Below are 23938 nucleotides of genomic sequence, written 5' to 3' on the forward strand. Positions count from 1 at the left end.
CGGTGTTCGAAGGACGCAGCGGCGCACGACGATCCGCGTCGGTGACCGGAGCCTCCGACAACCCCTTCAGGTCCAGCAGATCGATGCGCACCTGCGCGGTGTCGATGTCCAGATCGCTGCCGGAGGTCAGCACGCACACCGGATCGGCCGTGCCGAGGATGTATTCGGTGCGCTCGGCCGGGTGATCCGGGTCCAGCGGCACGTACGAGCCACCGGCCACGACGACGGCGTACATGCCGACCACCAGATCGATCGAGCGCCGCATGCCGAGCGCCACATACGATTCCGCACCCACGCCGCGCGCGATCAGCCAGCGCGCCAGCTGGTTCACCCGCCAGGAGAACTCGGCGTAGGACAGACTTGTCCCCTCGAACGTGATCGCGGTCGCGTCGGGGGTGCGTTCCACCTGGTCGTAGAACATCGAAGCCAGGGTCGCGCCGTCGGCGGAGACCGCGGCCACATCGAACTCGGTGTCGTTCCAGCCGCGCAGCACGAGTTCGCGCTCGGCGGTGTCGAGCAGCTCGATGTCGCCGACCACCGCGTCGGGCGCGGCGGTGATCGCGGTGAGCACCCGGATCAGGCGGTCGGCGATGCGGCGCACCGTCTGCTCGTCGAACAGGTCGCGCAGGTAGCCCGCGCGCACCCGCAGCCGCGAATCCAGCTGCGCGATCAGGGTCAGCGGGTAGTGCGTGGCGTCGGCCGCGTCCAGGCCGACCACGGCCATGCCGTCGATGTCCGCGGCCTGCGCCTGGAGGCCCGCGGCGTCCACCGGGTAGGACTCGAACACCACGAGCGTGTCGAACAGTCCGCCGATGCCCGCGACCGACTGGATGTCGGCCAGGCCCACGTAGTGGTGGTCGAGCAGGTCGGCCTGCTCGCCCTGGGTGCGGGCCAGCAGATCGCGCACGGACTCCGACGAGTCGAAGCGCACCCGCACCGGCACGGTGTTGATGAACAGACCGACCATCGCCTCCACGCCGGACAGCTGCGCGGGACGCCCGGAGACGGTGGTACCGAACAGCACGTCGTCGCGGCTGGTCATCCGGCCGACGAGCATGCCCCACGCCGTCTGCAACACGGTGTTCGGGGTGACGCCGAGCGAGCCGGCCAGCGCGGTCAGCCGCGCGGTGGTCGCCTCGTCCAGCTCGAAGAAGTACTCGCCGGACAGCGAGGTGATCTCGCGACCGGCGTCCGGCCGCGCCAGCAGGGTCGGCTCACCGACACCGCGCAGCGCGTGCGCCCACGCGGCCAGCGACGCCGCGTGGTCCTGCTGCCGGGTCCAGTCCAGGAAGTGCCGGTAGGAGCGCACGGCGGGCAGCGCGGCGGTATCCGCGTGCACGGCGTAGAGCATCAGCAGATCCCGCATGAGCAGCGGCATCGACCAGCCGTCGAGCAGGATGTGATGGTTGGACACCACGAACTGCCAGCGGTCGGGCGCCACCTGGATCAGCGTGAAGCGGATCAGCGGCGGTGCGGCCAGGTCGAACCGCCGCATGCGGTCGGCCTCGATCAGGTCCTCGGCCGAACCGGATTCGATCCGGTCGTGCTCGGCCCACGCGACGCGCACGCTGTCCAGCACGATCTGCACCGGGTTGCCGTCGTGGTCGCTGACGAACGCGGTGCGCAGGTTCTCGTAGCGGTCCACCAATGCCTGTGCGGCAGCGCGCAACCGGGCGGCGTCCACCCGGCCGGTGAGCGTCAGCACCGCCTGGGCGGTGTACACGTCCACCGAGCTCGCCGCGAGGCGGGCGTGGAACAGCAGACCGGCCTGCAGCGCCGACAGCGGCCAGACGTCGGCCAGTGCCGGGAAGCGCCGCTCCCAGGTGTCGATGTCGCGCTGCGTGCTTCGCACCAGCGCGAAGTCCGAGGGGGTGTGCCCGCCCGCGCCCGCCGAATTGGCGTGGCGCGCCACCGCTTCCAGCGCGGCGGTCCACAGCTCGCCGAACTCGCGCACGTCGGCGGCCGACAGCAGGGTCGCCGGGTAGCCGATGTTGGCGGTCAGCTTGTCGCCGACCACGATCGCGTTGACGTCCAGCGGCGCCATCGCGGGCATGTCCGCGTCGTAGGCTCCGCCCAGCGCGCCGAGTTCCGGCGCGGGGATCCAGCCGAAGCCGCGCAGCGACTCCGGCACGTCACCCTCGGAGATCCGGCCGAGGTAGTTGAAGCTCACCTGGCCGGGCAGTTCGCGCGGCAGCTCGGCGGCGGTCTCGGCGTTCAGGTAACGCAGCAAGCCGTAGCCGATGCCCTTGTCCGGCACCGAGAGCAACTGCTCCTTGACCGCCTTGACGGCCGCGCCCAGCGCGGGTCCGCCGGTGAACGCGGCGTCGACGTCGATGCCGGCCAGATCGAACCGGACGGGGTAGATCGCGGTGAACCAGCCGACGGTGCGCGACAGATCGGCTCCCGCCACCACGTCTTCCTCGCGGCCGTGGCCCTCCAGGCGGATCAGCAGCGAGTCCTCGCCCCTGGCGGCCACCCGCCGCGCCCGCCACTTCGCGGTGGCCAGCGCCAACGCGGTGAGCAGACCGTCGTTCACGCTGCCGTGGAACAGCGCCGGAACCGTGGTGAGCAGGGCCTTGGTGACCTCGGCGGACACCTCGACCGGCAGTTTCTCGATGACGCCGGAAGTGTCGATGGCCGGGTCCATCGGACGTTCGGTCAGCAGCGGATCGGCCGCGGCGACCACCGAACGCCAGTAGTCCAGCTCGGCCACTCGCTCGGGGCTGGCGGCCTCGCGTTCCAGCGCATGCGCCCAGGCGCGCATCGAGGTGGCCGGAGCGACCAGCTCGGGCGTCTGCCCCGCGGTCCGCTGACCCCACGCCGTCACGAAGTCCGGCACCAGGATGCGCCAGGAGACGCCGTCCACCACCAGGTGGTGGGCCACGACGATCAGGCGTCCGGCGCGTTCGGCGGAATCGGGTTCCAGCCAGACGAACCGGATGACCACGCCCGCGGCGGGATCGAGCCGGTCCAGCGACTCGTCCAGTGCGGCCGAGGCGATCGCGAACAACTCGGCATCGCTGGCGTTCGCGGCGAACTCGGTGCGGTCGATCAGCGCGTCCACCTCGACGGTGCCGGGCGCGGCGGTCTCGACGACCCAGTCGTCGCCGTCGCGGCGCAGGCTCGCGCGCAGCATGTCGTGTCGATCGATGACCGCGCCGACCGTCGCGGCGATGCCCGCCCGGTCGATGCCGACCGGCAGTTCCAGCGCCAGCGTCTGGTTGAACCGCCCGAACGAGCCGCGCCGCTCGGCCATGAACCGGACCACCGGCGTCAACGGCATCGCGCCGATGCCGCCGCCGGGCGGCTCGGCCAGGGTGGTGGCCGATGCCTCGGCCGCCTCGGTGGTCTCGGCGACGGACGCCAGCCCGGCCACGGTGCGCTGCTCGAAGACGTGCCGCGGGGTGAACACCACGCCGCGCGCCTTGGCCCGCGAGACCAGCTGGATGGAGACGATGCTGTCGCCGCCGAGCGCGAAGAAGGAGTCGTCCACGCCGACCCGCTCCACGCCGAGCACCTCGGCGAACACCTCGGCGATGGTCTGCTCGACCGGGGTGCGGGCCGCGCGGAACACCACCTCGGTGGCGAACACCGGTTCCGGCAGCGCCTTGCGGTCCAGTTTGCCCACCGGGGTGAGCGGCACGTGGTCGATCACCATGATCGACGAGGGCACCATGTAGGCGGGCAGGCGCTCCTCGACGTGCGCGGTCAGCGCGGCCACGTCGATCGAGTGTCCCTGCGCGGCGACGACGTACGACACCAGCGACACCGCGCCCGCGGCGCTCCTGTGGCCGACGGTGACCGCGAAGTCGACGGTCTCGTGCGAGGCCAGCGCGGCGTCGATCTCGCCGAGCTCGATGCGGAAACCGCGCACCTTCACCTGGAAGTCGGAGCGCCCGACGTATTCCACCTCGCCGGTGCGGGTCCAGCGGACCACGTCACCGGTGCGGTACATCCGTGCACCGGGCACCGACGGGTTGGCGACGAACCGCTCCGCCGACAGGCCCGGTCGCGCGTGGTAGCCACGCGCCAGCTGGACGCCCGACAGATACAGCTCACCCGCGACACCCACCGGAACGGGCCGCAGCTGGGCGTCCAGGATCAGCGACTGCATGCCACGGGTCGGGCCACCGATGGTGACCCGGTCGCCCGGCGCGAGCGCGTCGCTGATGTTGGTCATGATCGTGGTCTCGGTCGGGCCGTAGCCGTTGTGGAAGCGGCGGCCCGAACCGTCGGGCGCGCCACCCCACTTGGCGACCAGATCGGCGGGCACGGCTTCACCACCGGCCACGATCACCCGCATGCCGGCCAGCGCGGCCGAATCCAGCGAGGCGAGCACCGACGGGGTGATGAACGCGTGGGTGACCCGCTCGGCGCGGATCAGCTCGGACAGCTCCTCGCCGCCGTAGACGCCGGGCGGGCAGACCACCAGGGCGCCGCCGCGGCCGATCGCCAGCAGGAATTCCAGGATCGAGGCGTCGAAGCTGGGCGAGGCGAAATGCAGTGCGCGCGTGTCGGAATCGACGTCGTAGCGGGCGTTCTGCTCGTCGCGGAAGTTGGCCAGACCGGTGTGGGTGACCACGACGCCCTTGGGCAGACCGGTGGAACCGGAGGTGTAGATGACGTACGCGGGATGCTCCGGCCGCAGCGGGCGCACCCGGTCGGCGTCGGTGACCGCGGCGTCGTCGAACCCGTCGAGATCCAGTTCGTCGAGCACCAGCCATTCGACCGACTCGGGCAGCTCGGCGCGCACCGAGGCCACGGTGAGACCGATCGGGCAGCCCGAATCGGTGACCATGTGCGCGATGCGGTCGGCCGGGTAGGTGGGGTCGATCGGCACGAACGCGCCGCCGGACTTGGACACCGCCCATTCGGCGAAGTACGACTCGTCCGAGCGCGGCACGGCGACCGCCACCAGGTCCTCGGTGCCGATGCCACGTTCGATCAGCAAGCGGGCCAGGCGGTTGGACCGCGCGTCCAGCTCGCCATATGTCAGCGTTGCGAAGCGACTCGATGAGGGGTGGTGGTCGGGCGACGGGTGGGCCACACTTCTGCCCCGGAACACCACGGCGGGCGCCTCGGGATCGATGGCGGCGGCCTCGGCGATCAGGTCCGGCAGTGTCCGCGCGGGCGTGGCAGGCGCGCCGGTGCGCGCGAGCAGGTCGGCCCGCTCGGCAGCGTCGAGCACGTCGATCGCGCCGACGGTGACCGACGCGTCGGCCGCCACCGCCGCGAGCACGCGTTCCCAGCGGTCCACGATGGCCGCCGCGGTGGACTCGTCGAACAGCTCGGTGGCGTAGGTGAGCGCCAAAGCCATGGCGCCGGAACCGGTGTCACCGCGCTCGGCGAGGGTGAATTGCAGGTCGAAGCGCGCGACGTTCTCTTCCAGGTCCAGCGCGGACACCGAAAGACCGGGCAGCTCCAGGGTGGTGCGCTCCAGGTTCTGGAACGCCAGCATCACCTGGAACAGCGGGTTGCGGGCCTGCGAGCGCTCCGGCGCGAGCAGTTCCACCAGCCGCTCGAACGGCACGTCGGCGTTGCCGTAGGCGTCCAGGTCGGTGCGGCGCACGCGGCCGAGCAGGTCGGCGAACGACTCGCCGGGCTCGATGCCGGTCCGCAGTACCAGGGTGTTGACGAACATGCCGACCAGGTCGTCGAGCGCGGCCTCGCCGCGGCCCGCGATCGGGGTGCCCACCGCGACGTCGTCGCTGCCGGACAGGCGCGACAGCAGCACCGCCAGCGCACCGTGCATCACCATGAACAGCGACGCGCCGCGCTGCCGCGCGACCTCCTCCAGTGCGGCGACCAGGTCGCCGGACAGCTCGCGGTGCAGCGTCGCGCCGCGGTGCGAGGCGACGGCCGGTCGCGGGCGGTCGGTCGGCAGGGCCAGCTCGTCGGGGACGTCGTCGAGCGCGCGCCGCCAGTACGCGACCTGCTCGGCCAGCAGCGAGTCGGGATCCTCCTCGGAACCGAGGATCTCGCGCTGCCACACCGCGAAGTCGGCGTACTGCACCGCCAGCGGAGCCCAGCCGGGTGCGCTGCCGGTGCTGCGCGCGGTGTAGGCGGCCATCACGTCGCGGGTCAGCGGGCCCATCGAGAAGCCGTCGGCGGCGATGTGGTGCACCACCACGACGAGCACGTGCTCGTCGGGCCCGGCCGCGTACAGCCGGGTGCGCAGCGGAACCTCTTCGGCCACGTCGAATCCGGTGGTGACGAACTCGGTCACCGTCTCGATCAGCCGCTCCTGCTCCACCGGCACGGGATGCAGATCCAGGACGATGTTCTCGGCGGGCACGATCACCTGGACCGGGGTGCCGCCGTGCTCCGGGTAGCGGGTGCGCAGCGATTCGTGCCTGCGCACCACGTCGGCGACCGCCAGGCGCAGCGCCTCGACGTCCAGCGCGCCGGTGAGCCGGATGGCGATCGGCAGGTTGTAGGCCGCCGAGGCGGTGTCGTACTTGTTCAGGAACCACATGCGCTGCTGTGCGAACGACAGCGGCACCAGTTCGCCTGCCGCGCGCTCGCGCGCGACCAGCCGCTCCCTGGCTGCGCCGTCGGCGTGCGATTCCACCCGCGCGGCGAGGGCTTCCACGGTGGAGGCCTCGAACAGCGTGCGCACGGCGACGGTCGCGCCGAGCGCGGCGCCGATGCGCGCGACCACCCTGGTCGCGATCAACGAGTTGCCGCCCAGATCGAAGAAGTCGTCGTCCACGCCGACCCGCTCCAGGCCGAGCACGTCGGCGAACACCGCGGCCACGGTTTCCTGCACCGGGGTGACCGGCGCGCGGAAGGCGCGCGAGGTCGCCGTCGGGGCGGGCAGCGCACGGCGGTCCAGCTTGCCGTTGACGGTCAGCGGGATCCACTCCAGCCGCACCACGGCCGAGGGCACCATGTAGGCGGGCAGCTGCTCGGCGGCGCCGTCGCGCACCGCGTCGAGCACCGGCTCGGCGCCGGGCTCGGACACCACGTAGGCGACGATCCGCTGATCGCCGGGCTGGTCCTCGCGCACGATGACCGCGGCCTGCGCGATACCGGGCTGGGCGAGGATCGCCGATTCGATCTCGCCGAGCTCGATGCGGAAGCCGCGCACCTTCACCTGGTCGTCGGCGCGGCCCAGGTATTCCAGCTCGCCGAACCGGTTCCAGCGCGCCAGGTCGCCGGAGCGGTACAGTCGCCCGCCCGGCGCGTCGCCCATCGGGTCGGCGACGAAGCGGGTGGCCGACAGATCGGGACGGCCGAGGTAGCCGCGGGCCAGCTGCGGGCCCGCCACGTACATCTCGCCCGCGACGCCGACCGGCACCGGACGCAGCCGGTTGTCGAGCACGTACACCCGCAGACCGGCGATGGCACGGCCGACCACGCTGCCGGAGGCGGCGGCGATGGTCGCGGCGTCCAGCGCGCGGTAGGACACGTGCACCGTGGTCTCGGTGATGCCGTACATGTTGACCAGCAGCGGCCCGGCAGCGGACGCACCGGTGCCGTCGCCGTGGCGCGCCACCCAGTCCGACAGCCTGCGCAGTTCCAGCGCCTCACCGCCGAACACCACATACCGCAGCGCCAGCGGCGCGGCGTCGGGCGCGGCGTTCCGGTCGGCCTCGGCCAGCTGGTAGAACGCGGACGGGGTCTGGTTGAGCACCGTGACGCGTTCGGCGCGCAGCAGTTCCAGGAACTGCTCCGGCGAGCGCGAGGTGTAGTAGTCGACCACCACGAGGGTGCCGCCGAACAGCAGCGGACCCCACAGCTCCCACACCGAGAAGTCGAACGCGTAGCTGTGGAACAGCGTCCAGGTGTCCTCGGGCCCGAAACCGAAGTCACGGTCGGTGTTCGCGAACAAACGCACCACATTGCGGTGCGCGACCGCGACGCCCTTGGGGCGGCCGGTCGAGCCGGAGGTGTAGATCACGTACGCGACGTTGTCGGGGGTGAGCGCCGCGTTGCGGTCGGCGTCGGTGATCGGCGCGTCGTCGGCGTCCTCGACGTTGCCGGTCTCCACCGCGAACCCGTCCAATACGACGGCGGGCAGCCCGGCGGGCACCTCGACCTGCACCGTGGAGTCGAGCACCACGCTGGTGGGCCGGGAATCGGCGAGCACGTAGGCGATGCGCTCGGCCGGGTAGGTCGGGTCGACCGGGACGTAACCCGCGCCGGTCTTCACCACGGCCAGCAGCGCGACCACGAGGTCCAGCGACCGCGGCAGGATCACCGCGACCAGGGTCTCCGGTCCCGCGCCGTCACTGATCAGCCTGCGCGCCAGCACATTCGCGCGCCGGTCCAGCTCGGCGTAGGTCAGCGTCTCCACGCCGAAGCGCGCCGCGATCCGGTTCGGGTGCGCGGCGACGGCCGCGTCGAACAACCCGACCAGCGTGATGTCCGGATCGGCGAACGCGCCGGCGACGCTCTGGGCGCCGGAGGACACCCAGCGCTGCGACACGTCCAGCCGCTCGCCCTCGCCGAGCAGATCGATATCGCCGATGGCGACCCGCGGATCTTCGGCCACACCGCGCAGGATGCGCACGAAACGGTCGGCGAACGCGGCCACCGTCTCCGGGTCGAACAGTTCGGTGGCGTAGTTCCACGACAGCGTCAGCCCGCCCTCGGCGGACTCGCCGACGGTGAGCTGCACGTCGAATTTCGATGTGCCCGGGTCGAACTCGACGGCGGCGACGTCGAGGCCGCCGGGCAGCGCGACGGTGCCGAGATCGGCCGCCGAGGCGGCCTCGAAGGTCAGCGCGACCTGGAACAGCGGGTGGTGCGCCTGCGAGCGCACCGGGCTGAGCACATCGACCAGCCGTTCGAACGGCACGTCGGCGTTGGCGAAGGCGGCCAGATCGGTGCGGCGCACCTGGTCGAGCAGCTCGTCGAAGCGAGCGCCCGGATCGACTTCGCTGCGCAGCACGAGCGTGTTGACGAACATGCCGACGACGTCGTCGAGCGCGCGTTCACCGCGGCCCGCGATCGGGGTGCCGATCGCGACATCGGTGCTGCCCGACAGTCGGCCCGCCCACACCGCCAGCGCGGCGTGCACCACCATGAACAGCGTCACGCCACGGGCGCGCGCCAGCTCCGACAGCGCTTCGTGCACCTGCGCGTCGACCGAGAAATCGTGTGTGCCACCGGCGTTGGAGGCGCTCTCCGGCCGCGGCCGGTCGGCGGGCAGTTCGATCTGGTCGGGCAGGTCGCGCAGCTGTTCGGTCCAGTAGGCGATCTGCCGGGCCGCGACGGAATCCGCGTCGTCCTCGGCGCCGAGGACCTCACGCTGCCACAGCGCGTAGTCGGCGTACTGCACCTCGAGCGGGGCCCAGGACGGCACCTCGCCACGGGCGCGCTCGGTGTAGGCGAGCACGACATCGCGCAGCAGCGGCCGCAGCGAGAAGCCGTCCGCGCTGATGTGGTGCATGACCAGCACCGCCACATGGTCGGTCGCCGACAGCGCGAGCAGGCTCGCCCGGAACCCGATCTCGGCGGTCACGTCGAAACCGGCGCTCGCCAGCTCGACGATCCGCGCGGGCAGCTCGTCCGCCCCGACGGGTTCGGCGACCAGGTCGAAGGCGACCTCGCTCACCGGCAGCACACGCTGGTAGCCGGTGCCCTCTACCTCGGGGTAGATCGTGCGCAGCGCCTCGTGCCGCGCGAGCACATCGCCGATGGCCGCGCCGAGCGCGGTGATGTCCAGCTCACCGGTCAGCCGCAGCGCGACCGGGATGTTGTTCACCGCGGTGCGGTTGTCGAACCGGTTGAGGAACCACATCCGCTGCTGGGCGAGCGAGAGCGGCACCAGCTCGGAGCGCTCCCGCGCGGCCAGCGGCGTCCGGCCGCCCTCTCCGGCGGCCGATTCCACCTTCGCCGCCAGCGCGACCACGGTGGACGCCTCGAACAGCGCGCGCACCGGAACCTGGGTGTTCAGCGCCTCGCCGAGCCGCGCCGCCACCTGCGTCGCGACCAGCGAGTTGCCGCCCAGCTCGAAGAAGTCGTCGTCCAGGCCGACCCGCTCCACGCCGAGCACCTCGGCGAAGGTCTCGGCCACGATCTCCTGCACCGGCGTGGCGGGCGCGCGGAAAACCTTGGCCTCGAACACCGGGTCCGGCAGCGCCTTGCGGTCCAGCTTGCCGGAGGCGTTCAGCGGGAACTCGTCGAGCACCACGTAGGCCGCGGGCACCATGTAGCCGGGCAGCCGCGCGCCGAGTTCGGCCTTGACCGACTCGACGTCCACCACCCGGTCCGGGTCGGTCACCAGGTACGCGACGAGCTGATCACCGGTCCGCTCATCGGCGCGCACCACGACCACCGCCTGCGCCACCGACTCCAGCGCCGTCAGCGCCGACTCGATCTCGCCCAGCTCGATGCGCAGACCGCGCACCTTCACCTGGAAGTCGGTGCGGCCCAGGTACTCCAGCTCACCGTCTTCGGTCCAGGCCACCAGGTCGCCGGTGCGGTACATCCGCTCGGCGTCGCCGAACGGGTTGGCCACGAAACGCTCGGTGGTCAGGTCGGGGCGGCCGACATAGCCGTGCGCCAGCTGCGCGCCGGCGAGGTACAGCTCACCGGGCACACCGACCGGAACCGGCCGCAGCCGCGAATCCAGCACGTACACCTGGGTGTTGAACACCGGTGCGCCGATCGGCACCGACACCGTGTCGTCCTCGGTCACCTCGTGGAAGGTGACATCGACCGCGGCCTCGGTCGGGCCGTACAGGTTGTGCAGCCGCGCGCCGGTCAGCTCGCGCAATTTCTGCGCGGTCACCGCGGGCAGCGCCTCACCGGAGGCGAAAACGTTACGCAGGCTGGTGCATTCGGCCGCGCGTTCCTCGGCCACGAATACCGACAGCATCGACGGCACGAAGTGCACCGTGGTGACCTGCTCGTCGACGATCAGCCGCGCCAGGTACGCGGGATCGCGATGGCCGTCCGGCTTCGCCACCACCAACCGGGCGCCGACCTGCAAGGGCCAGAAGAACTCCCACACCGACACGTCGAAGGTCGCGGGCGTCTTCTGCAACACCACGTCGTAGGCCGCCAACCCGTATTCGGCGTGCATCCACACCAGGCGGTTGACGATCGCGGCGTGCGAGACCGCCACACCCTTCGGGCGGCCGGTCGAACCGGAGGTGAAGATCACGTACGCGGTGTTGGCCGGACGCAGCGGCTTGTGCCGGTCGGCGTCGGTCAGTGGGCCGTCGGCGAATTCCGACAGGTCGAGCTGATCGATGCGCACCTGCCTGGAGACGGTGGTCTCCAGGTCGGAGCCGGAGGTCAGCACGCACACCGGGCGCGCGGTCTCGAGGATGTAGTCGATGCGCTCGGCCGGATGGTCCGGATCCAGCGGCACGTACGCGCCACCCGCGGCGTTCACCGCGTACATGCCGACCACCAGGTCGATCGAGCGGCGCATGCCGAGGGCCACATACGATTCCGGCCCGACGCCGTTGACCTTGAGCCAGCGCGCCAACCGGTGCACCCGGCGGGCGAACTCGAGATATGTCAGCGTCGTTTCACGACTCGATGAGGGGTGGTGGTCGGGCGACGGGTGGGCCGGAGTTGTCCCCTCGAACGTGACCGCGGGACTGTCCGGGGTGCGCGCGACCTGCGCCTCGAACAGCGAGACCAGGGTCGCGGCGGCGTCGCCGACCGGCGAGGTGAGCGCGGCGTCGACCGGGAACTCGGTGGCGTTCCACCGCTCGATCACCAAGGACCGCTCGGCGTCGTCCAGCAGATCGATGTCGCCGACGGTGACCGACGGCTCGGCCGCGACCCCGCGCAGCACCCGCACGAAACGCTCGGCGAAGGTACCGGCGAACACGCCGTCGAACAGATCGGTGGCGTAGACGAGTTCGGCGTCCATCGCCGCCTCGCCGCCGGGGACCTCGCTGAGCGTGAGCTGGAGGTCGAACTTCGCCGTCGGCTGGTCGATGCCCAGCTCGGAGACGGTGAGCCCGGGCAGCTCCAGCGCGGTGCGGCCGAGGTTCTGGAACGACAGCATCACCTGGAACAGCGGGTGGCGCGCCTGCGAGCGGGCCGGGTTGAGCACCTCGACCAGCCGCTCGAACGGCACGTCGGCGTGCGCGAACGCCTGCAGGTCGCGCTCGCGGACCCGGGCGAGCAGGTCGGCGAACGACTCGGCGGTGTCCACCTGAGCGCGCAGCACCAGGGTGTTGACGAACATGCCGACCAGATCGTCGAGCGCCTGCTCGCCGCGACCGGCGACCGGGATGCCGACGGCGATGTCGTCGGAGCCACTCAACCGTGCGAGCAAGGCTGCGAAGGCGCTGTGCACCACCATGAACAGCGTCCCGCCGTGCGTCTGCGCGACCCGGTTCAGGTCCTCGATGAGATCGCCCGGAACGCGGAACCGGTAGGTGCCCGCGCCGTAGGAGGCGACGGCGGGCCGCGGACGACCGGCCAGGCGCAGTTCGTCGGGCAGACCGGCCAGCGCATCGCGCCAGTAGTCGAGTTGCTCGGAGATCAGCGACGTCGGATCGTCCTCGGAGCCCAGCGTGTCGCGCTGCCACAGCGCGAAGTCCACGTACTGGACCGCCAGCGGCGGCCAGCCCGGCTGGGCCGCGGAGGTACGCGCTACGTAGGCGGTCATCAGGTCGCGCACCAGCGGCCGCATGGAGAAGCCGTCGGCCGCGATGTGGTGCACCACGACGACCAGGACGTAGTCGTCCGGACCGAGCCGGTAGGCGCGCAGGCGCACCGGCGCCTGGCTGGTCACGTCGAAGCCGCGCTCGACGAATTCGTAGAGCACGCCGAGCAACTGCCCCTCGGCCACCTCGACCACGTCCAGCTCGGGGATGGCCCTGGCGGCGTTCAGCACCCGCTGGTAGGCCACGCCGTCACGCGACGGATAGATCGTGCGCAGCGATTCGTGCCGCGCCACCACGTCGGCGATCGCGCCGCGCAGCGCGTCCAGATCCAGCGCGCCTTCCAGCCGCACCGCGGCCGGGATGTTGTTCGCGGCGGAGTCGGCGTCGAAGCGGTTGAGGAACCACATGCGCTGCTGGGCGAGCGACAGCGGCGGGTGCTCGGGACGCACCTGTGCCGTGAGCGCCTGGCGCGCACCGCTTCCGGCGTGCGACTCGACCCGGGCGGCCAGCGTGGCCACGGTCGGGGCCTCGAACAGCACGCGCACACCGACCTCGGTGTTCAGCGCCGCGCTGAGGCGGGCGACCACCTGGGTGGCCACCAGCGAGTTGCCGCCGAGTTCGAAGAAGTCGTCGTCCACACCGACGCGCGGCACGCCGAGCAGGTCGGCGAAGATCTCCGCGACGATCTCCTCGATCGGCGTCGACGGCGCGCGGAAGATCCTGGCCTCGAACACCGGGGCGGGCAGCGCCCTGCGGTCCAGCTTGCCGGAGGCGTTGACCGGGAAGGCGTCCAGCACGACCAGCGCGGCCGGGATCATGTAGCCCGGCAGCGCCGTGGCGAGCGCGGCCTTCACCTCGTCGATGTCGACGGCCACATACGGTTCGCAAACCAGGTAGCCCACCAGCTGATCGCCTGCGTGCGCGTCGGAGCGCAGCACGACCACCGACTGCGCGATCCCGGGCTGCGCCAGCAGCGCGGCCTCGATCTCGCCCAGCTCGATGCGCAGGCCGCGCAGCTTCACCTGGAAGTCGGTGCGGCCCAAGTAGTCCAGCTCGCCACCGGGGGTCCAGGCCACCAGGTCGCCGGTGCGGTACATCCGCTCGCCCGGGGCGCCGTAGGGGTTGGCCACGAACCGGTCGGCGGTCAGGTCGGAGCGCCCCAGGTAGCCGAGCGCCAGCTGCTCACCCGCGAGATACAGCTCACCCGCGACACCCGGCGCCACCGGGTGCAGGCGGCTGTCGAGCACGAAGACGCGGGTGTTCCACACCGGGCGTCCGATCGGCACCGACACCGCGTCGGCTTCGGTCGCCTCGTGGTACGTCACGTCGACGGCGGCCTCGGTCGGGCCGTACAGGTTGTGCAGCCGCGCGCCGGTCAGCTCGCGCAAACGCTGCGCGGTCTGCGCGGGCAGCGCCTCACCGGAGGCGAAGACCTGCCGCAGCCGCGGCACGGGGAGCCCGTCGCCGTTCTCGTTGCCCAACGTGGAGACGAAGACCGAGAGCATCGACGGCACGAAATGCGCCGTGGTGATCTGCTCGTCGGCGATGATCCGGGACAGGTACACCGGGTCGCGATGCCCGTCCGGCTTCGCGACGACCAGCCTGGCCCCGGTCTGCAACGGCCAGAAGAACTCCCACACCGACACGTCGAAGGTGGCGGGCGTCTTCTGCAGCACCGCGTCCTCGCGGCCGATCGGGTACTCGTGCTGCATCCACAGCAGCCGGTTGACGATCGCGGAATGGCTGACCGCCACCCCCTTCGGGCGACCGGTGGAACCGGAGGTGAAGATCACGTACGCGGTGTTCTCCGGCCGCAGCGGGCGAGTGCGTTCGGCGTCGGTGATCGGCGCGCCGCTGGTCGCGGCGAAACCGGGCACGCCCTCGATGCCCTCCACCGACAGCGCGGTGACCTCCGGCTGCGGGTCCAGGCCGAAGCCGTCCGCCGAGCGGTAGAGGATCATCCGCGGACGCGCGGTCTCGATGATGTAGTTGACCCGGTCGGCGGGCTGATCCGGATCCAGCGGCAGGTAGGCCGCACCGGTCTGCACCACCGCGTACATCGCGACGACCAGTTCGGTGGAACGCCGCAGTGCCAGCGCCACCAGCGATTCCGGGCCGACGCCCGCGCCGATCAGCTGCCGGGCGATGCGGTTGGCCCGTTCCTGGAACTGGCGGTAGGTCAGCCGCTCGCCTTCGAAGTCCAGCGCGATCGCGTCGGGCGTTGCCGCCGCCTGCGCGTCGAACAGCGAGACCAGCGTCGCGTGCTGGTCCACCGGATGCCCGGTGTCGTTCCAATCGATCAGCACCCGCGCGCGTTCCTCGGACGCGAGCAGATCGATGTCGCCGATCGGCACGTCCGGGTCGGCGGTCACGGCCGCGAGGATGCGGTCCAGGCGACGGGCGAACGCCGCTACGGTCGGCTCGTCGAAAAGATCCAGCGCGTAAGAGAACTCGGCCGACATACCCGCCGAGTCGCCCTGTTCGTCCTGGGTCTCCGAGAGGGTCAGCTGCAGGTCGAACTTGGCCAGCCGGGCGTCGTAGTCGATGCCGTTGACCGAGAGACCGGGCAGCTCCAGGTTGGCCTGCCGGGTGTTCTGGAAGGTCAGCATCACCTGGAACAGCGGGTGACGCGCCTGCGAACGGGCCGGGTTGAGCACCTCGACCAGCCGCTCGAACGGCACGTCGGCGTGCGCGAACGCGTGCAGGTCGGTCTCGCGGGCGTGCGCGAGCAGATCGGCGAAGCTCGTCGCGCCGTCCACCTCGGTGCGCAGCACGAGAGTGTTGACGAACATGCCGATCAGGTCGTCCAGCGCGGCCTCGCCGCGACCGGCGACCGGGGTGCCGATCGCGATGTCGCCGGTGCCGCTGGCCCGGGCCAGCAACACCGCCAGCGCGCTGTGCAGCACCATGAACAACGACGCGTTGTGCCTGCGGCCCAGCTCGATCAGGGCGCGCTGGGTCTCGCCGGAGATCACGAACGGGTAGGTGCCGCCGCGGTAGGAGGCCACGGCCGGGCGCGGCCGGTCCGAGGGCAGCACCAATTCGTCGGGCAGATCGGCCAGTTCGCGCGTCCAGTAGCGGATCTGGTTGGAGATCAGCGAACTCGGGTCGTCCTCGGAACCGAGCACCTCGCGCTGCCACAGCGCGTAGTCGGCGTACTGCACCGGCAGCGCCGACCAGGCCGGCGCCTCCCACGACGTGCGGGCGGCGTAGGCCACCATGACGTCGCGGGCCAGCGGGCCCATCGACCAGCCGTCGGCCGAGATGTGGTGCACCACCATGCCGAGCACGTACTCGGTCTCGCTGATCTCGAACAGCCGGGCGTGCAACGGCACTTCGTTGGTCACGTCGAACGCCATCGAGGCCAGCTCGACCAGGTGATCGATCAGATTGTGCTCGGTCACCCGCACCGGGGTCAGGTCCGGCACGATCTGCGCGGCGTCCAGCACCACCTGCACCGGGCCGGACTTGGTCTCCGGGAACACCGTTCGCAGCGACTCGTGCCGGTCGATCACGTCGATGACCGCCACCTGCAACGCGGCGATGTCCAGATCACCGGACAGCCGGATGGCGACCGGGATGTTGTTGACCGCCGAGGAGGTGTCGAACCGGTTCAGGAACCACATGCGCTGCTGTGCCAGCGACAACGGCACCTGCTCCGGACGGTTCCTGGCGACCAGCGCCTTGCGCGCGCCGTCACCGGCGTGCGACTCCACCCGCGCGGCCAGCGCCGCGACGGTGGACGCCTCGAACAGCATGCGCACGGGCACCCTGGTGTCCAGCGCGATGCCGAGGCGGGAGGCGACCTGGGTGGCGATCAGCGAGTTGCCGCCGAGTTCGAAGAAGTCGTCGTCCACGCCGACGCGGGAGATGCCGAGCACCTCACCGAAGATCTGCGCGACGATCTCCTCGATCGGCGTGGTCGGAGCGCGGAATTCGCGCACCTCGAACACCGGGGCGGGCAGCGCCTTGCGGTCCAGCTTGCCGGAGGCGTTCAGCGGGAACGCCTCGAGCACCACGATCGCCGAGGGCACCATGTACGCGGGGAGCGTGCGGTGCAGCGCGTTCTTGATGTTGTCGATGTCGACCGGGCCACCGGTGCTGACCACATACGCGACCAGCTGGTCGCCCGCGACGGTCTCCATCACCAGCACGACGGCCTGGTTGACGGCCGGATGGTCCAGCAGCGCTGTCTCGATCTCGCCGAGCTCGATGCGCTGGCCGCGGAACTTCACCTGGAAGTCGGTGCGGCCGATGTACTCCAGCACGCCCGCGCTGCCCACCTCGGGATCGCGCGGCTGCACCCAGCGCACCAGGTCGCCGGTGCGGTACAGGCGGGAGCCGGGCGCGCCGAACGGGTCGGCGACGAAGCGTTCGGCGGACAGGTCGGGGCGCCCGTGGTAGCCGCGGGCGGTCTGCACGCCGCCGAGATACAACTCGCCGGGCACACCGACCGGAACGGGCGCGAGCCCCTCGTCCAGCACATAGGTCTGCGCGTTCCACACCGGGCGGCCGATCGGCACCGACGTGGGCGCGACCTCGTTGAGGTGCCAGGCGGTGGCGTGCACGGTGAACTCGGTGGGGCCGTACAGGTTGTGCACCGCGGCGGTGGAGAACTGCCGGAACGCGGTGACGGTCGCGGGCGGCAGCGCCTCACCGGCGACGAGAACCGCACGCAGCGAAGCGCATTCGGCCGTGGACGCGGCCCCGGCGAACACCGAGAGCATGGACGGCACGAACGAGGTCATGGTGACCCGGTGCCGTCCGATGATCTCCGAGAGATAGATCGGATCGCGGTGGCCGTCGGGCGCGGCGATCAGCATGCGGGCGCCGACGGCCAGCGTGCCGAACAGCTCCCACACCGACACGTCGAAGGTGACCGGCGTCTTCTGCAGGATCACGTCGGCGGGGCCGATGCGGTACTCGCCGGTGATCCAGGCGATCTGATTGACCACCGACGCGTGACTGACCGCGACGCCCTTGGGGCGTCCGGTGGAGCCGGAGGTGTACAGCACGTACGCGGTGTTGGTGGCCCGCAGCGGCGCGCGGCGCTCGGCGTCGGTGACGGGTCCGTCGCCGAATTCGCTCAGATCCAGCGTGTCCAGCGTCAGCACCGGGATGCCCGCGGCGGTGACGTTGTCGGCGGTGGTGGTGAGCACGCACACCGGCGAAGAGCTGTCGAGCACGTATTCGGTGCGCTCGGCCGGGTGGTCGGGATCGATCGGCACGTAGCCGCCGCCCGCGGTCAGCGTGGCGTAGATCGCCACCAGCATGTCCACCGACCGGCGGATACCGACGGCGACCAGCGTTTCCGGGCCCACGCCCGCGTCGATCAGCTTGCGCGCCAGGCGATTGACCCGGGTGGCGAACTCGGCGTAGGTCAGCTCGACCGGCAGGCCGAATTCGTCCGCGCCGCGCGAGCCGCCGTCGAACACGACGGCGGGATCGTCGGGCCTGCCCCGCACCTGCTCCTCGAACAGCTCGAGCACGGTGGTGGCGGGCACGTCGTGACCGGTGTGGTTCCACTCGGTCAGCACCCGGGCGCGCTCGGCGTCGTCGAGGATCTCGATGTCGCGCACGGCGGTTCCCGGCGCGGCGACGGCCGCTTCCAGCACGCGCTGGTAGCGGCGGCCGAACTCGGCGACGGTCGGCGCGTCGAACAGGTCGGTGGCGAAGGAGATGACCGCGCCCATGCCCGCGGGCTCGCCGTCGGCGCCCCGCTCCTCGGTGACCGTCCACTGAAGGTCGAACTTGGCGATGTCGACCTCGAGCTCGTCGGCGGTGACCGAGAGGCCGGGCAGTTCCAGGGTCGCGTGCGACATCTCCTGGAACGACAGCATCACCTGGAACAGCGGGTGGCGCGCCTGCGAGCGGGTCGGGTTGAGCACCTCGACCAGGCGCTCGAAGGGCACGTCCGCGAACGCGAACGCGGCGAGGTCGGTTTCCCTGGTGCGGCCGAGGAATTCGGCGAACGGCTCGCTGCCGTCCACCTCCGAACGCAGCACGAGGGTGTTGACGAACATGCCGATCAGGTCGTCGAGCGCCTGCTCCCCACGTCCGGCGACCGGCGTTCCGATCGCGATGTCGCTGGTGCCGGACAACCGGGCCAGCAGCACGGCCAGCGAGGCGTGCATCACCATGAACAGGCTGACGCCCTGCGCGCGGGCCAGCGCGACCAGACGCCGGTGCAACTCGACGTCGATGTCGAAGCTCACCCGGCTGCCGTGGAAGCTCTGCACCGGCGGGCGCGGGCGGTCCGCGGGCAGGTCGAGCTGATCCGGCAGGCCGGCGAGAGCCCTGCGCCAGTAGGCGATCTCGCGCGCCGCCATGGACGCGGGGTCGGACTCCGCGCCGAGCAACTCGCGCTGCCACACGCTGAAGTCCTGGTACTGCACCGGCAGCGGCGCCCAGCTCGGCGCCTCGCCCGCGGTGCGGGACAGGTAGGCGGCGGCCACGTCGCGGGCCAGCGGGCCGAAGGAGAAACCGTCGGCGGCGATGTGGTGCACGACGAACGCCACCGCGTAGTCGGCGACGCCGTTGCCGCGCCCGCCGGTGACCGCGAACACCCGCACCCGGATCGGCAGTTCCCGCGAGACGTCGAAGCCGCGCGCGGCGAATTCGGCCAGCGCGCCGTGCAATTCGGCCTCGTCGATCGGCTGCACCTCGATGCCGAGATCGACCTGGTCGACCGGAAGCACCTGCTGGTAGCCGCCGTCGCCGGACTCGGGGAAGATCGTGCGCAGCGACTGCTGCCGCTCGACCACGTCCAGCAGCGCCGACTGCAACGCCGCCAGGTCCACCTGGCCGCGCAACCGCACCACGAACGGCAGGTTGTAGGTCGGCACGGTGGGGTCGAACTGGTTGATGAACCACATGCGCTGCTGCGCCAGCGACAGCGGCACCCGTTCGGGGAGCTGCTGGGCCACCAGCGGCGGACGCGATTCGCCTACGGGAGCGGCGTTCTCCGCACGCGCCGCGATACCGGCGACGGTCGGGGTCTCGAACAGCGCGCGCACCCCGATCTGGGCGCCGAACGCGGCGCCGATGCGCGCCACCACCTGGGTGGCGACCAGCGAGTTGCCGCCCAGCTCGAAGAAGTTGTCGTCGATGCCGATGCGCTCCTGGCTGAGCACGTCGGCGAAGATGCCCGCCACGATCTGCTCGGCCTGGGTGCGCGGGGCGCGGAAATCACCGGCGTCGGCGCTGAACACCGGCTCCGGCAGGGCCTTGCGGTCCAGCTTCCCGCTGGTGTTGAGCGGGAAGGCGTCCAGCACCATGATCGACGCGGGCACCATGTAGCTGGGCAGCTTCTCGGCGGCGAACCTGGTCAGCTCCACCGGTTCCACGGTGTGGCCGGGCGCGGGAACGACGTAGGCCACCAGCTGCTGACCGGTGGCGGTGTCCACCACCAGCACCACGGCCTGGCTGACCGCGGGATGGGCGAGCAGGTCGGTCTCGATCTCGCCCAGCTCGATGCGCTGGCCGCGGAACTTCACCTGGAAGTCGGTGCGGCCGATGTATTCCAGCGTGCCCGCGTCGTTCCACCGCACCAGGTCGCCGGTGCGGTACATCCGCTCACCCGTGCTCGACAGCGGGTTGGCGACGAAGCGATCCGACGTCAGATCCGGACGGCCGCGGTAGCCGCGGGCGAGCTGACGCCCGCCGAGGTACAGCTCACCCGGCGCGCCGATCGCGGCGGGGCGCAGCCGCGAATCCAGCACGTACACCTGGACGTTCCACTCCGGGATACCGATCGGCACGGTCACCGTGTCGGCGGCCGTCGCCTCCCAGTAGGTCACCGAGACCGCGGCCTCGGTCGGGCCGTACAGGTTGTGCAAGCCCGCGTCGGTGATCGCGCGGAAACCCGCCGCGGTCTCCGGCGGCAGCGCCTCGCCGATCACGAAAACCGCGCGCAGCGTGGCGCATTGGGCCGGGGTGGCGTGCGCGACGAACACGGTGAGCATGGACGGGACGAAGTCGGTCACGGTGACCCCGTGCCGGGAGATCATCTCCGCCACGTACAGCGGGTCGCGGTGCCCGTCCGGCGACGCGATGACCAGCTTCGCGCCCACCAGCAGCGGCAGGAAGTAGCCCCACAGCGACACGTCGAACGTGGTCGCGGTCTTCTGCAGGTACACGTCCGCCGCGGTGAGCCGGTACTCGTCGAGCATCCACAGCTGCTGGTTGACGATCGCGTGATGGGTGACCGCCACGCCCTTGGGGCGACCGGTCGAACCCGAGGTGTAGATGACGTAGGCGGTGTTGTCCGGCCGCAGCGGCGCGAGGCGGTCGGCGTCGGTGACCGGGTCCGGCGCGTACGCCGAGGTGTCCAGGGTGTCGATCTCCACCCGGCGCACCGCCTGCGGCAGTTCCAGCTCGTCGGCCGATTGCGTCAGCACGCACACCGGCGCGGCGCTGTCGAGGATGTAGGCGGTGCGCTCGGCCGGGTGATCCGGATCGATCGGCACATACGCGCCACCGGCCTTCAGCACCGCGTGCATGCCGATCACCAGCTCCAGCGAGCGGCGCATGCCCAGCGCGACCAGCGACTCCGGGCCGACGCCGTCGGCGATCAGGAAGCGGGCCAGCCGGTTCACCCGGGCGTCGAACTCCGCGTACGTCAGAGTCGCGCCCTCGAAGTCGAGGGCGATGTTGTCGGGGGTCAGCGGGATCTGCGCGTCCAGTAGCGCCACGAGCGTGGTCTCCGGGACGTCCTGCTCGGAGTCGTTCCACTCCAGCAGCGTCCGCTCGCGTTCGCCCGCGGTGGCGACCGGCAGGCTCCACACCCGCTCGTCCACGCCCGCCGTGAGGAAGCGGTCGAAGAACTCCAGGAAGCGGCCGTGGTGACGGCGCGCCTCGTCCTCGGTGTAGAGGTTGGGGTTGGTCTCGAAGTCGATGTGCGAGCGGGTGCCCGCGACCGACTGGTAGAAGTTGACGCCCAGATCCTCGATGCTGCCGGTGGACAGCACGTGCATCTGACCGACGACCGGCCCGAGCGCGATCTCGTCGTGGAACAGCATGATGTTGACCCACGGCCCGAAGAACTCGGTGGTCACCACGCCGTCACCGGCCGCGTCGCGACGGATGTCCTCGTGCCGGTAGCGCTGGTGGCGCAGCGCGCCGGAGACCTCGACCTGGACCTGCTTGAGCAGCTCGGACACCGTGGTGTCGTGGCCGACGTGCAGCCGCAGCGGCACGATGTTCGACGACACACCACCGGAGCGGCGCATCGCGGCGGTGGTGCGCGCGGTCACCGGCAGGCTGAGGATGACGTCCTCGACGCCGTTCCACTGCGCCAGGTACGCGGCGAAACCGGCCAGCAGCAGACCGGCGGGCGACGAATCGTGCCGCGCGACCGCCGCTTCCAACTGGACGTTCTGCTCGTCCGACAGCGCGGCGCTGGCGATCCCGTTGATCGCGGCCGGCGGCGCGGAACGGCCGGTCAGGCTGGTGCCTTCCTCCAGCCCCGCCACCCGCTGGGCCCAGTACTCCTTGTCGGAGGCGAAGCGGGTGCTGTCCCGGTAGGCGATCTCCTGCTCGTAGAGCGTGGGCAGATCGGTCGCCTTGGACGGCGCGGGTTCGGCGCCGGTGGCGTAGGCGGTGTACAGCTCGGCGATCCGGTTGACGTTCGTCATGGCGCCGAAGCCGTCGAGAGCGATGTGGTGCGAGCGGGAGTACCAGTACCAGTGATCGTCGGCCAGGCGCAGCGCGGCGGCCTTGATCAGGCGGTCGGTGGTCAGGTCCACCGGGCGGCTGTACTCGGCGCGCATCCAGGCCAGCGCGGCGGCTTCCGGGTCGTCCTCGTCACGCAGGTCGACGTACTCGACCCGGTCGTAGTCGGCGATCGAGTGGTCGACGAACTGCAACGGCTCGCCGTCGCGCTCGACGATGCGCAGGAAGCCGGAGCCGAGCTCATGCGAGGCATCGATGCTGGCCCGGCTGAGCAGCTCGACATCCAGCTCGCCGCGCAGGTCGACGTACTGCGCGATATTGACCGGCACCTGCGGGTCCACGTGCTGCGCGTACCAGATGCCCAGCTGAGCAGGTGACAACGGGAAGGCGCTGGACAGGCCGGGTTCTACCCCGGAACCAGCGTGTGCCCGTTCGCCACCAGTTTCGCCGTTTCCGCCGAAATCCAGCCGGTCCAACCGTAACCTCGCTTCCGGAACACCACGCAAGCGCTCCCCGACCACACCCGGAGGGGACGCGCACCTATCCGAGCGTGGCGCCTGCGTCTCCAGGTTGAGTTCTCACATCAAATCAGGCAAAAAATGTTCATTTGAACTATCTGTCCAACGGGCCGGGCTTGTTACATGGGCTCGACCGTGCCCAGAACCCACTGACCGGCTCCGCCGGGACCTTCTTTGCGAATCACCGGATCAATCTACCGTCGCCTCCGGCACCCGACCAACCATCACTGATAGCCACTGGACATCACCGCAGGCAAACGCGCCGCACGGGTTTGCCAGAAGGATGTTGCGGTTCTCACAGAGGTCACCGATACGCCAGTCCGGCACTTTCGCGCCGAGGCGGCAGAGCATCCGGAGCCACCGAAAGGAGCGCCGGAGACCAAGATCACCGCGGCGATCACGACTGCGGAGGGCGTCCTGCGAGTCGAACCCGGTCCTCAGACGGCAGTGACTGCACTGGACCCGGCTGGTCCCATCCACGCACGCAGATCCACGACAGCATCGCAATAGTCGTCGGAGTCGTCGAGGACCGGTTGGCGCGCGAGGTCGCCATTACGGGCCAACGGCGCCAGCTCCTGGGCGAGGTAGGCGTAACCGGTCGGACGCCCGTCGGTGCCGCTGACGGCCAAATCTATGCCGTAGGTGTGGTCCGTGCGGGTGACACGTACGTAGATCCGACAGGTGTCTGCCTCGACAAACATGAATCCGGCGAAGCTGTAGTCATCCGCGAACCACGGCAGCCCGCCACCGACCAGCAGGCTGAACAGACTGAAGAGGCGCTGGTCACCGGAATCTACCGAGCCCTTGTAGTCGAACCCGGAATCGACCGCGGTAAGGACGGTATTGCCGTGACTGTCACGCGGCCGGTCCGAGTGGACTGCCAGCAACTGTGTGACAGCGGGCCCGACGGTGAACCGCGCGTGGTCGACCGCGCCGGTCACATCGAGCAGCCCACCCACGTCGGGGGTCAGTTCGTAATCGACCGCGACACCGGAACTCATCGCAGCGTCGGATGACAGCACGATCCGCGCGTGCCCGGAGCCAGCGCGTACCACTCCACGTACCCGGGGACCGGCAGCGTTACCTGCCGGGGCGAGAACCAGCGGAATCGCTCGGCACAGCAGCAGATCGAACCGGCCGTCGGCGTCTGCGTCGGGCACCGAA

The 23938-nt window shown here is 70.8% G+C and carries 2 protein-coding genes; both read right to left on the reverse strand.

The genetic code is table 11. The features are described 5' to 3' along the window. Positions 1-22732, reverse strand: a 22732-nt coding sequence (locus tag ON29_RS25000) for a non-ribosomal peptide synthetase (RefSeq protein WP_040870047.1), incomplete at its 3' end; no start/stop codon positions are given. Between the two features lie 479 nt (positions 22733-23211). Next, positions 23212-23934, reverse strand: coding sequence for a hypothetical protein (locus tag ON29_RS25005; RefSeq protein WP_157172893.1), 723 nt, complete (start codon positions 23932-23934; stop codon positions 23212-23214). Between the last annotated feature and the right edge of the window lie 4 nt (positions 23935-23938).

Origin of the sequence: Nocardia exalbida NBRC 100660 (genome assembly GCF_000308575.1) — a bacterium.
Classification (GTDB): domain Bacteria; phylum Actinomycetota; class Actinomycetes; order Mycobacteriales; family Mycobacteriaceae; genus Nocardia; species Nocardia exalbida.